This window comes from Collinsella sp. CLA-ER-H8, assembly GCF_040092335.1.
In the GTDB taxonomy this organism is placed as follows: Bacteria; Actinomycetota; Coriobacteriia; order Coriobacteriales; family Coriobacteriaceae; genus Collinsella.
This window is the reverse complement of record NZ_JBBNLU010000003.1, coordinates 63,080-76,582: the sequence shown is the minus strand read 5'-3', so window position 1 is coordinate 76,582 and position 13,503 is coordinate 63,080. Positions and strand designations below refer to the sequence as shown.

Sequence of the window (13,503 nt, the reverse complement as noted above, 5' to 3'; positions counted from 1 at the left end):
ACTGGACAAGGCGCCATCTAGGACGACAAATAACTGCACGCAATACCACAATGTAAACAAGAACTTCCCAGCAGGGTGAAACCAAGGACTCCTGGTCCCTACTCTTTGCCCAAAGAATGCCGACATCAGTTAGCTTTCAAACCAGATGTCAAAAAGGCAGGGGGCCCAGAGAGTCCCCTACAACTCGGAATTCTAACGAATCAATATTACTTTCGATGGACCCAAAGCAGTCAAACCAGAAATACGGTTTCCATAACCGTCACTATGCCAAAACAAGTTTTCGCTCGGCGAATTGCCCCAGAAAAAGCCAATGTGGCTATCGTCCGCATATGGGTTGTAAGGATTGAAGAACACAATGTCCCCCTTACGAGCCAAACCGCTACGTAACAACTCATCAATAGAGTTGAAATAAGTCACGTTTGCGCACGTATCGATAGCGTAGCCGTACCAACGATAAGCGTTAACGCAGCCGCCCCTTCCGGGACCACCACTCCAAGGGGAATGGCTCTGCTCGGCGGCAATTGGAGCTAAATCCCCGCCTGCTTTCATATATGCATGCGATACAAATCCGCCGCAGTTCATACCGGTATACCCGTCCCAACGAGGATCACCCTTTGGATGCATGCATGATTCTTGGCTAAGATGCGTATCATAGCGTGTTCCACGGTAATAGCCATCGTTCTCGTGGCTCATAAGCCAATTGACCAGGCTGGACCTATTAACCCCTAAAACAGAACCAGACGTATTCAACCATGCACCACTTGCATTGAAGTAATAGTCAACGCCATCGATTTTCAGCCACCCGTTAGCAAACATGGCGCCCGAAGGCTGGAGCCAGTACCACGTACCGCCGTCATTAAGCCATCCAGTTTTCATCTTGAATGTGGAAGGATCCATCCAATACCACGCGCCGTTGACATATTGCCAACCAGACTTAAGGACACCATTGGAAGATGTGTAGTACCAAGTGTTGTCGCTTTCGTCAGAAGCGTCATTCGACATAATCCAACCAGATGCCACATTAACGACACCGTTTGCGTCCGCATAGAAAACCGAGTCTCCAATATGAATTGTACCTGGCAATGAAGACAAGTCGGCACGATCAGCGATTACGGGAGATCCATCAGATGAAGTAGGCAACGGCTCGCTCAGTGCTCCAGACGAATTCGCCCATGAAATACCGTCGCTCAAGTTGATCCAGCACGAAGATGCCATCGCACCGGAATCATAAGAATAATAGCGCGTGTCGCCTACCGTATATTCACCAGTACGCATTGCGCCGGATACATCATCAAGGTAATACCAGGCGCTTCCGGACTTTATCCATCGCCCTCGTTGAATTGCTCCGTTTGATGCGGCGTAGTACCAAGTATCATCAGCAAGTGCCCAGCCTGTTGCCATGGCACCTGAACTCGTAAGGAAATAGGAGGATGTACCCACTTGCACAAAGCCCGTGAGCATAATATGGCTTCCTGGATCCAGGTAATACCAAGAATTCCCTAGAAGTAACCAGCCTCCATGCAGCAAGCCGTTGGAGTCAGCGTAATACCAGTTGTTGTCAATAAGCGCCCACTGGGAGGAGAGCATGGCCCCCGAACTGTTAAAGATATAAGAGGTGCCATTACATTCTTTCAGCCCGGTGGCCATAGAACCATCTGCAGGATCAAGCCAGTACCAACGACCCCCATCCGAGAGCCAGCCCTTTACCAGAGCGCCAGAGCCGGAGAAATAACGCCAAGCAGAAGTGGAGCCCGTAGAATCTAGGTACCAGCCGACACGCATTGCACCCGAAGAGGAGAATCCATAAGTCGCACCCCCGACTTGGACCAATCCATCCTGAGCCATTCGACCTTCGTCGTCGAACCAGTACCAGCTACCGTTTATATGTCTCCAAGAGGAAACAGCGATCGTTCCGTCGGACAAGCCCCAACGCCAAAAACCAGCCCCTTCTTCGGGTGATATCCACCCCTGATGCCAAACAATTTGATTCGAAACCTCAGAAGGGGTCTCATTATCCACCTGAGAGTTCTGCTCGACAGCGAAGGTCGAATCGCGCTGAGCATCAATGGCTGACTCAACAGAAGCAATAGCAACGTTAGATGCGGAACCTTCGTCAGTGTTATTCGAATCAAGGGCGTATAACATCGAGGGCGAACTCAAAAGGAGCCCCAAAGAAACAAGGCCGGAAAAGACCAGCACCCCGAATGAGCATTTCTTCATAGCAGCACGGTATCCAATCACGCAGCGACCCCGTCACCTCAGGGCAACGGGGTCTCAATCAAAACTAACTCAGTAATGTGCTAGCCAATTTGCTGGCAGTTTTTGCACTCTCGTGAAGCACCACGCCTCTGGGCCTCCTGAATAGAGATCTGCGAATAGCCCTTTGCGTCCTTACCAACGGTACGGCACTTATGCGTATGGTAAACATTGCTACCGTTCTTATACCAAACTAGGCCGTAGCCCGGAATCCACTTACCGTCCTCGCCGACATAATAGGAGCCGATCCAGGCATTAGTAGCCATGGCACCGGAAGACTGGAGGTAGTAGTCGCCGACCCAGGAGTCGTGGGCCATAGCGCCGGAACCGCTAAAGTAGTACCAGGCGCCGCCGATCTGACGCCAGCCGGTGGCCATCACGCCGGAATCGTCGAACCAGTACCAAACTCCACCAACGTTGGCCCAAGAGTTAGAGGCCATAGCGCCCGAACCTCCGAGCCAATACCACGTGCCGCCATTGCTGAGCCAGCCGGTTACCATGGCGCCCGAACCACTCGCATAGTACCAAGAGCCACCTGCCAAGAACCAGCCGGTAGCCATCGCGCCGGAATCGCCGAACCAGTACCAGGAGCCGCCCAGGCTGCGCCAGCCGTTAGCAACCATGGCGCCCGAGCCATCGAGGTAGAACCACGTACCGCCGATATTGAGCCAGCCAGTGACCATCGCACCGGAAGCGTTGGCGTAGTACCACGTCCCCGAAACGTTGATCCAGCCGGTCAGCATGACACCATACTCGTCGAAAAAATACCAAGTTCCACCGATATTATGCCAACCGGTCAGCAGTTCGCCACTGGAGGTCGCATAGAACCACTTTCCATAGATGGAGTCATAGAGCCAGCCGCTATGCTGCATGCGGCCATCGGCGTTGGCACCAGGGGTGTTCAGGAAGTAGTTCTTGCCGTCAATCTGAACTCGGCCGTATGCCATATCATGGCTTTCGGGGTAAAAGTAATACTTGTCCCCACCGATAGACTGCCAGCCCGACACCGCGATCCCGTCAGCGCCAAAATAGTACCAGACAGCTTCGTATTCGTTATGCCACTGGTTCGTGACCATGGCGCCAGTTTCGGGATCGAAATAGCGAAGGTTGCCGTCCTCGCACCGAACGAGTCCAGTCTTCGGACGACCGTCGGAACACCATTCCGTAATCGGTCCACCGTCTCCGCCACCGCCAGCAATATCAGCAAATGAGGGCACCGGGGCAACCGTCATGCAGGCAGCGGCAAATGCAACAACTCCCAGCACTGTTAGTCCGCGCCATCTTTCTCGAAGGTTTTTCATACGACATCCTTTCTCCGAGATTTAAGGCTCTCTTAAGTTATTTTTAAACTATCAATTCAGTATTTCAACGGGAAATCGATAAAAGGTGTCTTTGTGACTGCAATTTAAATATGAGTCGCCACACCTCAACCGTTACGCTGAATAGCTTCTAAGGCAAACTTAGCGCATGAACGAACTGATTAAACGAGTGAACTGATTAATAAAGCAACAAAATACAAACCTTGGTCATCAATCACATCTACCGCGGGCCGATAACGCCCGCCTAATGTGCTGCGATATAATCAATCTCACTAAATGCCAAATCAGCAAGCCGAAGGAGCTAACGTGCTAACAATTCACTATGGTGATATGGAAAACGTTATCTACAACACGTCGGTTTACTTCGATAACGTCTATTCGCCCCAGTGGTTTCAAGACTCCTTTGCCCAAAGGGTCATTAAATCCATCGATAAAGGCACCGTGGTAGGCCCCAATGCAATCGATACCAAGATTCTAGGCGTCATTCCTCCCGAGAAACTATCCAGCGGCACCAAAACACTACTGCTTATGTACTTTATGCCGCAGAATATATATAACGCCTCAAATTGCGGTGATAATTGCGCCTACTGGATTCTGAGGATCGCCGCGCAAAAGGATCTAACAATCAATCTCTACCATTTAATGGATTTCGGAAACGGAAAATTCACGGCTGCCATTGCGAACACAGGCGATGTCGTTCACACGATGTTTGACCTTGTCCCCATAGCTGGAAAATGCCTAAGGGAGAACTCCTGATGCGCGGATCATACAAGGTAACTATTCAAAATAACCGGGTTCAGTTTAAACTGACCATCAATCGAAATCTGGCCATCATCCAAGGCAACAGTGCTACAGGCAAGACAACTTTGCTTGAAATGGTGGCAGCTCACGAAGATCTTGGGGCACAAAGCGGCGTAACAGTAAGTTGCAAAGTGCCCTGTAAAACAATATCTGGAAAATATTGGCGCAGAGATCTCCAAGAAATTTCCAGCAGTATTGTATTTATTGATGAGGGCAATACTTTTGTTCGATCAAGAGAATTTGCCCATGAAGCAAAACGTAGCTCAAACTACTACGTAATCGTCGCCAGAGAGTCACTGCGTCAACTGCCCTACAGCGCTGATGAAATCTACGGTCTTAAGAACACCAACCGAACCACAACGAAGTATCCCGTTTACTCTCGTGTCTACACCTCTACATATCGTATTTACGGTGATACTGATTTTAGAGGCGAGAGGCCCGAGCTTGTCATCGTCGAGGACACAAATTCGGGCTACGAATTCTTCAGTTTGCTATGCAAAAAGAGCAGCATTAAGTGCATCAGCGCGGGAGGAAAATCAAACATTTGCAACTGCATTATGGACGCACCGGAAAACGACATCCTCGTGATTGCCGACGGCGCCGCCTTTGGACCAGAAATTGCGGAAGCAGCTGCTCTATTGCGCCGAAAGAACATCAAGCTATTCCTACCGGAATCGTTTGAATGGCTCGTGTTGAAGTCGGGATTATTCAACAGCAAACACATTAAGGACATGCTGCTTAACCCCGCTGAACATATCGAAAGCTCAAAGTTCTTTAGCTGGGAGAAGTTCTTTACTGCAGAACTCATCGAATGCTCACGAGACACACGTTTTCGATATGACAAGAGCTGCTTGAACGAGGAGTACTTGAACCCCACCGCTCTTGCGGCTCTTGAAGATACTTTGCCGGAACTTGGCATTACTTCGCACTAAAACGAGAAGTACTCACTGTCGGAGGATAGGTTTGGTCCGAGCCACGGGTCGCCATCGAGGAAGAACTCAGGCCAGCGCCGCATGAACAGTGCCTGCTCGCGCTTCCAGCGGCGCAGCTTTTCCTCGTTGGCCTCTTCCCTGCCGCGCGAGGTGAACTCGTAGTGATACAGCTCGGCATAGGGCGTAAAGATGGTGCGGTAGCCCGCCTCCCACACACGAAGGCAAAAGTCCGCGTCGTTGAAGCCGACGGCGAATTCCTCGTCGTAGCCTCCGACCCGCTCAAATACGTCGCGTCGGACCATCTGACAGGCACCTGTTACGGCGCTAAAGCTGCCCGGTCGTACGGCACGAGCAAGATAGCCCTCGCGCTTTGCCGAGAAGTCCTGGTTGGCATGGGCAAGTGCGCCGCGCACCCCAACCACAATGCCGGCATGCTGCACCAGATGATCGGCAAAGTAGAGTTTGGCGCCCACCACGCCCGCATCGGGACGCTGCAGATAACCCATCATCTCTTCGATAAAGTCGGGGCTTATGACCTCGGTATCGTTGTTGAGCAGCAGCAGATAGTCGCCCTTGGCATGCTCCACGCCAAAGTTAATGATCTGGGAGTAATTGAACTCGCCCGGCCAGTACACAACGCGCGCGCTACCTTTGCCCTCAGATGCCGCGACCACGCGCTCCGGCAGGGTTTCGTAATACGCAAACGTCTCCGGGGCTTCGCTGTTGTTCTCCACCAAGACGATCTCGTAGTTGGCATACGTGGCCTTCTGGGCGATCGACATCGCACAAGCATCGAGCGTCTCAACATGGTCCTTGGTGGGAATCACAATGCTCACCAGTGGCGCAGGCTCCGGCAGCGCATAGCGCATGCGGTAGACAAACGGCGTCTCGGTCTCCTCGACCGTTCCGTGAACGCCCAGCGAGTCAAAGTGGCGCTGCAGAGCCAGGCGCCCGGCCTCGATGGCATACGGTTTGCTGTCGGCGGATCCGTCGGCGGTCGATCCCGGATGAACGCGCCAGTGATACAGCACGTGCGCAACATGCTCAAACCGCGCGTCCGCCGAAAGGCAGCGAAGCGTCAGGTCGTAGTCCTGGGCACCCGCAACGTCTTCTGGGGACGTGCCGATACGATCGATAAGCGTCTTCTCCACCATCAGGAAATGCGTCACGCAGTTATGGCTATAGAGCAGGTCGACGTTGAGTTTGGTCTTAAAGACCGGCTGGCCCCACTCCCCCGTTTTCTGGAACATGTCCTCGTCGCAGAATAGGACCTGGGGACGCTCGTCCTCGGCCGCCTTATTCAGCGCGGAAACATAGTGGAATAACGCGTCCGGCTCCAGAATGTCATCGTGGTCCAAGAACGCGATGTAGTCGCCCATCGCTTGCTCAATACCTGCGTTGGTGTTGACCACAATGCCGCCGTTGCCGGGCAGCCCAATGCGACGAACGCGCTCGTCGTGGGTGCCTGCCGCAAGGTCGGCAACCGCATCCCATTCAGGTGAGGCATCCATAAGGAGCAATTCCCAGTTGTCATAGCTCTGGGCTAGCACCGAGTCCAGTAGCTCGCGCAGGTAGACCCGATCAGTCTTGTAGCACGGCACCACAATGCTCACGAGCGGCCTATAGGCAAAGGCCGCCGAAGCGACACGCTGGCACGCCAGATCGCCCGGCTTTGCGCGATGCTGCTCAAACCAACGTCGATAAGCTGCGTCGTCAGCGCGTGCATCCTTCATGCGGTTCCAGCTGTCGTCGACCATGCCGTTGTACAGGCGACCATCCATGGCGCAAAACCCGCTCTGGATCTGCTCCGTAGGATCGCTCACAATCGAGACAAAATCTCGTATATCCCGAGGCATCTCAACGCTCAGATACGTTTTATTGACGCGGCATCCGTTGCACTGCGGTACATCGACCTGCGATTCAAACACATGCATGGTGGCATCGATGGCGTTCATATGCGTATCGAAGACCTGGAGCTCAGGTGCGCACTGGGGGTCTCCCACCCACGTAACCTCATAGCGCCACACCGCGCCGGCGTCTGCCGGTAAATAACGAACGGCATCGATCTCATAGCGACCGCAGCACTCGCCGCGCTGTGCATCGCGAACGAGCGCGCACATCGCAGCCTTTGCTTTGTAGTTAATCTTGGATTCCAGCTTGGCCACGCGGCTATCGAGGCGAATGGAGCCCAACCTTTGACCACCGGATGCAAAGACGACATCCATCGACGAGCCATCCAAAAACGGAAGCACCAAGACGGCGAGCTCGCGCTCGTAATCGGAAACGGAAGGGCAAAGCGCCAGCACACGGTCATGATCGACCGGGAGCACCAGCGACGGCACACAAGAACCGCTCGTCGTCGCGCGGGCAAACGCTTGAGAACCCTCCCGCTCAATAAGCGCGGCGACATCCTGACCGGCAAAACGAAGCAGCACAAAAAGACGGCCCTGACTGCGGCAAAGTGCCAAACGCTTGATACTCATCTACACTTCTCGCTTTCCCAGGGCGTTCGCTGCCATGCGTTTGCAGGCACCCAGGCGCCCAAACCTCAAGACGTCGTAATCGAACATGAGCTTTTTGCACCCACGGGCATTGGGGGCCTTGCTGGTAAGCGCCGCACGCACCATGGCAGCAACAGAAGGAGCGCATTGTGCGAGCGCAGCATCGCTGCCCACGGCAGAACCGGCAAGTGCCGTGGCAACGGCAGCAAACACCTTGCCGCAATCCGAACCCAGCAACCTGAGCGCATCGTACAGCACCAGGTCGCATAGGAAGTACGCCAGGTCATCGGCATACTGGACATCGAGACCGTCGCGCTGCCAGTCAGCCAGCACAGCGGAGTAAATCTTCACATGCTCCAGCAGACGCGTCTCGTCGTCATAGCGCATGGTGTCCATGAGCGAACCCTTGCGCGCCACGCGGTAGTCATACAGTTTGCTGGAGATAAGCGCGGTCTTGCGCGAGCGGCCATACACGGCAAAGTCAAAGACCTGATCCTCGCCATACTTGACGGTCTCATCAAACACGATCCTGTTGTCCAACAAGAACGCGCGCCTGCAGGCAGTGCGCCACGCAAACGGGCGAGATGCTTCCTTAAACAGCAGGTCGAAGCTATAACCCTCAAACAACACATCGCGTGGGCTCAGCACATGGTTGAGCCACGGGTACCCCGCCTCCAGCGGATACGGGTTCGCGCCAAAGGTCAAAACGTCGCAGTCCTCGCGCTCAAAGGCATCGACGATCACGCGGCATGCATCGGGCGTAAACCGGTCGTCGGAATCCAAAAACGCGACGATAGGCGCCGTGGACGCAGCGATGCCGGCATTACGTGCACTCGACAGGCCACCGTTCTCCTTATCGACCAGCGTAAAACGCGCATCCTTTTCGCAATAGGCAGCCGCAATATCGCGCGAACCGTCCGGCGAGCCATCGTTGACCAGCACGCCTTCCCAATCGGGCATGTCCTGAGCAAGCAGGGAGTCCAGGCACCAGGCCAGGCACTCCTCCACCTTATAGATGGGAACGACAACGGAAATCTTGGGGGTAACCATAATCACTCGCTCCTACTGTGCGGCCGGAACGTCATCGGGGTGCGGGTTGTCGCCGTAGGTGCGCTGATACGTCAGCACGCGCCAGACCAGCGGCAGGCCGCCGATCTTAAAGTAATGCTTAAACGTATTGAGCTTGCCCGGCTTCTTGAAGTCAAAGCGCGACTCGATATAGGCGCGGGGCGACTTGACCATCAGGCGCAAGTCGGTCTCGCCACGCGGATCAAACAGCGACAGGTCAAAGCGACCGGCATCCCAATCGGCCTTGAGATCGGACGAGGCTTTCTTCCAAAACTGCTCACGCAATTCATCGACCAGACGCTCATCATTCCAACGATACGTATCGACCTTCATGCGCATTAAAATGCCCTGGAGCTGAGCCTTGAGCTCGGGACGTTCGTCCAAAAAGCGCTGCATCTCGGCATATTCGTCGCAAACGCAAAATACCTTGTTGGGCGAATTAACGGAGCTCTTCTCGTTATCCTGGCGATAACACAGGATGGGGTCCGCAATAAACGCGGCACGCTCGGCGCACGCCCAAACCTTGAAGTTAAAGCCCGCGTCCTGATACGAGGCACCCGGCGTGGGAAGGAACCGAATCTGATTGTCGTTGAGGAACTCGCGCCGATAGATAGCCGACCAAATGGAAGGTTTGCGGTAGAAGATGCCCGGACGATCGACGGGGCGATACGCGGCGCCCGTCATATGCTCGTCGATGATCCCAAACAGCTCACGTCGCTCGCTGGGCGTGGACCAATACAGGTAAAAGTCGCCCTTAACCACATCGGCATGCTCAGCATCGGCCTTGGCGACCAGCTTTTTGAGCGAATCCTCAAACATAAAGTCGTCGGACTCAAGGATGCCCACGTACTCACCGCGCGCCATCTCCAGGCCGCAGTTCATCGAGTCACCGTAGCCGCTGTTGGCTTTGTCGATCATCTTTACACGGGGATCGCGCTCCATGTACTCGCGGATGATATCTGGCGAGCTATCGGTGGAGCCGTCGTTGATACAGATGATCTCGATGTCCTTGAGCGTCTGCGCCACGGCGGAATCGAGGCACTCGCGCAGGTAGCGCTCAACATTGCAGATGGGGACAAGCAGCGAAACTTTAGGGTTATCAGAGTTCTGCAAGAGAACCTCCTGTTGAATAGCGTGTAACAGGGTTATTTTAGCAGCCGAGTTGCGGCGGGCGGAAGCGCTTGGAATTAGATAAAGCGCTCCAGGCAGGCTTTGAGACCGCGAGTCGAAAGATAGAACAGCGTGGCGTCTGCCATCGAAACGCCCGAGGTCGCCGCAACGAGCTTGTGGGCAACACGGCGAACGGCGCCCTTAGCAGGCATATCCGCCCACTCAGTTCCCAAAAATGTCGTGAGGTCCATGTTGACGCAAGCCGCCACGCGATGGAAGTCGTCGGCATCCAAGCGCGCTAGGTCGAACACAATTAGGTCCAAAAACCAAGTTATCAGCTCGCCGGGGCACAGGTCCCAAAGACCGTAGGCCGCCCAGTCCTCCAAGACCTCCTCGAGCATCCTCATGTGGGCGTCAAGCTTTTTGGCGCGAGCCTCGGCACTGTTGAACTCGTGCGTCGCCGATTCACTCTCCATCACGTAGTGGTAGAACTTGTCCGGCATGACGACGGTCTTGCGGGCAAGCGCATAAGCCGCAAATTGGAAGACGACGTCCTCGCCCAAAGCCAAACCGGGGGCGAAGCGAATACCTTCGCGATTGAGCAGCTCGCGCGAAAAAGCCGCGCGGCAGGCATAGGGCTGCGCATTCGAATGGAACAGCAGTTGGGGATCACGGGCGCCGAAGGTACCAGCTTTGGGGCTCATGAGTTGCTGGACGCGTTTGGGGGCAGCATCGGCAGGTTCACAGACGCCGCCAAAAACGGCGGCCTCGGCATCCGCAGACTCCATGGCATGCAGCACGCGCTCGACCGTCTGGGCATCGATATAATCGTCGGCGTCCACAAAAAAGACGGTCTCGCCCTCGGCAGCATCGATACCGGCATTTCGAGCGCACGAGACGCCCGCGTTTTCCTGGTCAATCACCAGTACACGATCGTCGGCCTGCGCGATCTGGCGCAACGCGTTCAACGAATCATCAGTCGAACCGTCGTTGACGCAGACAACCTGAATCGAGCGCTCGGACTGGGCCAACAGCGAATCGAGGCATCGCTGAATCGAGCGCGCAGAGTTGTAAACGGGGACGACAATGGTAGCTTTAGGACACGAGGCCTCTCCCATGCCGACCTACCCCCTCAGCGATTCGATGAGGAAGGCAGCAACCACGCCTGGGCCTCCAACCGAGGCGTAATACTTAGCACGCCCCAAGGCACCATCCGTCGCAAAGCTCGGATGCTCGTCAACCCAGCCCTCAGGATCTTTGAGGATAGCAGCGAGATTTGCGCGCTTCCACGGCTTGAGGTCGTCAAGCGAAAACTCCCCGGCGTCCAAGGCCGCTTGGAACTCCTTGGCCATCTGAACCAGGAACTCCTTATAGAACTTGGGCGCCAGGCGCACGTAGTTCCACATGTACGAATCGTACTTAATGAGCTGGTTGAACTTGAGCATGCGCGCGACGTCGCCGCTTGCGTGGTCACGGGCATAATCCTCTCGAATCCAACGCTCAATCTCGGCATACTCGGTATTGACGCAAAAGACCTTAGCCGAAGAATTGACCGAGGAATTCTCGTTGTCCTGTCGATACGACAAAACAGCATCATGCAGGTAAACAGCCTTATCGGCGCACGCGATCACCTTAAAGGCGAATGACGTGTCCTGAAAGGATGCCCCCGGAGTCGGCAGGAACTTAATGCCGTTGCGCTCAAGAAAATCGCGACGGTACACTGCCGACCAAATCGACGGCTTTTGCTTAAAGAACTGCGTCGTATCGCTCGGGTACACTGGCTTGCCACAGTCCTTGGCTTTAAACATCTCGTGCAGCGAACGGCGCTCCTCGGGCTTAGACCAGTAGAAATCAAAGTTCGCCTTCGCAAAGTCGGCATTATTGCTATCGGCGGCCGAGACAAGCTTTTCGAGTGCGTCGGACGCCATAAAGTCATCGGACTCCAAGATGCCCACGTACTTGCCACGCGCCATCTCTAGACCGTGGTTCATCGAGTCGCCGTAGCCGCTGTTGGCCTTGTCGATCATCTTGACACGCCCATCGCGCTCCATATACTCGCGGATAATCGCGGGCGAGTTGTCGGTCGACCCGTCGTTAATGCAGATGATCTCAATATCCTTGAGCGTCTGCGCCAGGGCGGAATTGAGACACTCGCGCAGGTAGCGCTGAACATTGTAAATGGGAATAAGCAGCGACAGAACAGGGCTGCCAGAGGCGTTAGTAGACAAATGTGCTCCTTAGGAAATACCTGTCGTTTCATGGTATCAAAGGGTCAGCGCGCCAGCGGGCGTTTATATAATCTATGGAGCCTCTTGCGGGCAAAGCAGCCCCACGTCATGCGGCGGGCCCATGGCAGGTTCCTGCGTTTTATTCAAAGCTTGCCGCTAAGGTACGCCGAGCCTTTACAATAGGACAGTCCCAAGGACGTATTCGATAGCTTCCGCGCAGCACTCGCCCGCCGCGCGTGAAAGGATATATTGCTCCATGCCTTCAACCCTTCCCGCCCCCATCGATAAGCTCGCCATCGTTGTCGTTACGTACAAGCGCCAGGAACTCCTTGCCAACCTGTTCGACTCCATGACCGAGCTCACGGCAACGCCCTGGCGCATCGTTATTGTCGATAACGAGAATTCGCGCGAGACCAAGGCCATGTGCGCCGCATTCAACGAGCGCCTGGCCAACCTGTGGGACATCGACACCGAGCAGCCTGACGCGCAGGGCGGCACCGACCGTGTCATCTACGCCCCGCAGCTCGAAAACGGCGGCGGTGCGGGCGGCTTCTCCGCCGGCACTAAATGCGCCTACGACCTGGGCGCCCAGTGGTTCTGGGTGATGGACGACGACGTGCTCGTCATTCCCGAAGGCATCGAGCGTCTTGCCAAGTGGACCGACCGCTACGATGTCATCCAGGGTTCGCGCCTGGACTTTGACGGTGGCGCCTTCTTTTGGCAATACCAGCTTATCCTTTCGCTTGGCATCCCCAACCCCATCGCTAAGTGGGACCTGGGCCCCGAGGGCTGCCGCGCCATGAACCAGTTGTGCTTTGAAGGCGGCCTGTTCTCGCGCCGCGTAGTCGACAAGATCGGCCTGCCCGATGCGCGCTTTTTCATCTACGGCGACGATGCCTGCTATGGCTACGTTGCCAGCCAGCACTTCCCCGCCGCCGTGGTCGCCGACGTGGTGCTCAAGCGCGCCCGCGCCGTCTCTAACTGGGATATCGCCGGCAAACGCCAGCTCAACTCCACGAGCGACACCAACCGCTACTACATCATGCGCAATCGCGGCTTTTTGGCCCGCTACATGCAGATTTACGGTGACTACCACCCCATGCTATTCCGCCTGGGCAATGCCGCGACCTTCTGCAAGGAATTCATTCGCCTGGCTGCGGTCGACAAATGCTTTAAGACCGGTATTCCGGCGCTGCGCCGTGGCATGAAGGACGCCCGCAAGATCGTTAAGGATCCTAACTGGAAGCCCATGCCGCCCATGAAGGACGCGGAGCAGTAAAGGGCTTTC

At 55.2% G+C, this 13,503-nt stretch carries 10 protein-coding genes; 3 read left to right on the top strand and 7 right to left on the bottom strand.

The genetic code is table 11. From position 1 onward, the window contains the following. Nucleotides 1–192: 192 nt before the first annotated feature. Entirely contained in the window at nucleotides 193–2,241 is a 2,049-nt protein-coding gene (locus AAAX72_RS02720) for an N-acetylmuramoyl-L-alanine amidase family protein (RefSeq protein ID WP_084591862.1), read from the bottom strand. A 59-nt stretch (nucleotides 2,242–2,300) separates the two neighbouring features. Next, nucleotides 2,301–3,521, bottom strand: coding sequence for a hypothetical protein (locus AAAX72_RS02715; RefSeq protein WP_349128933.1), 1,221 nt, complete (start codon nucleotides 3,519–3,521; stop codon nucleotides 2,301–2,303). A gap of 360 nt (nucleotides 3,522–3,881) precedes the next feature. Here AAAX72_RS02715 and AAAX72_RS02710 point away from each other — a divergent pair, with 360 nt between their 5' ends. Further along, nucleotides 3,882–4,331 (top strand): DUF4869 domain-containing protein, encoded by a 450-nt coding sequence (locus AAAX72_RS02710; RefSeq protein ID WP_035138642.1) that lies wholly within the window; start codon nucleotides 3,882–3,884, stop codon nucleotides 4,329–4,331. Further along, the gene (locus tag AAAX72_RS02705) at nucleotides 4,331–5,308 is read left to right on the top strand and encodes a translation initiation factor 2 (protein WP_349128932.1); all 978 of its coding nucleotides are present in this window, start codon (nucleotides 4,331–4,333) and stop codon (nucleotides 5,306–5,308) included. Before AAAX72_RS02710 ends, AAAX72_RS02705 begins: the two co-directional genes overlap by 1 nt. Here the strand turns inward: AAAX72_RS02705 and AAAX72_RS02700 are convergent. From AAAX72_RS02700 to AAAX72_RS02680, 5 genes are all read right to left on the bottom strand, one after another. After that, entirely contained in the window at nucleotides 5,305–7,791 is a 2,487-nt protein-coding gene (locus tag AAAX72_RS02700; protein WP_349128931.1) for a glycosyltransferase family 2 protein, read from the bottom strand. The two genes, AAAX72_RS02705 and AAAX72_RS02700, sit on opposite strands and share 4 nt — an antisense overlap. Next, nucleotides 7,792–8,859 carry a glycosyltransferase gene (locus AAAX72_RS02695; protein WP_349128929.1) on the bottom strand — a complete coding sequence of 356 codons (1,068 nt, stop codon included), beginning with the start codon at nucleotides 8,857–8,859 and terminating at the stop codon, nucleotides 7,792–7,794. It abuts the gene before it with no gap. 12 nt (nucleotides 8,860–8,871) lie between these two features. Continuing rightward, nucleotides 8,872–9,990, bottom strand: a complete 1,119-nt coding sequence (locus tag AAAX72_RS02690) for a glycosyltransferase family 2 protein (protein ID WP_349128928.1) — start codon at nucleotides 9,988–9,990, stop codon at nucleotides 8,872–8,874. Between the two features lie 74 nt (nucleotides 9,991–10,064). Then, complete coding sequence (locus AAAX72_RS02685; protein ID WP_349128927.1) at nucleotides 10,065–11,105, bottom strand: glycosyltransferase family 2 protein; 1,041 nt, start codon at nucleotides 11,103–11,105, stop codon at nucleotides 10,065–10,067. A gap of 6 nt (nucleotides 11,106–11,111) precedes the next feature. Further along, complete coding sequence (locus tag AAAX72_RS02680) at nucleotides 11,112–12,215, bottom strand: glycosyltransferase (RefSeq protein WP_349128926.1); 1,104 nt, start codon at nucleotides 12,213–12,215, stop codon at nucleotides 11,112–11,114. A gap of 256 nt (nucleotides 12,216–12,471) precedes the next feature. On the opposite strand from AAAX72_RS02680, the gene AAAX72_RS02675 reads away from it, so the two are divergent. Beyond that, nucleotides 12,472–13,494, top strand: a complete 1,023-nt coding sequence (locus AAAX72_RS02675; protein ID WP_349128925.1) for a glycosyltransferase — start codon at nucleotides 12,472–12,474, stop codon at nucleotides 13,492–13,494. Nucleotides 13,495–13,503 lie beyond the last annotated feature (9 nt).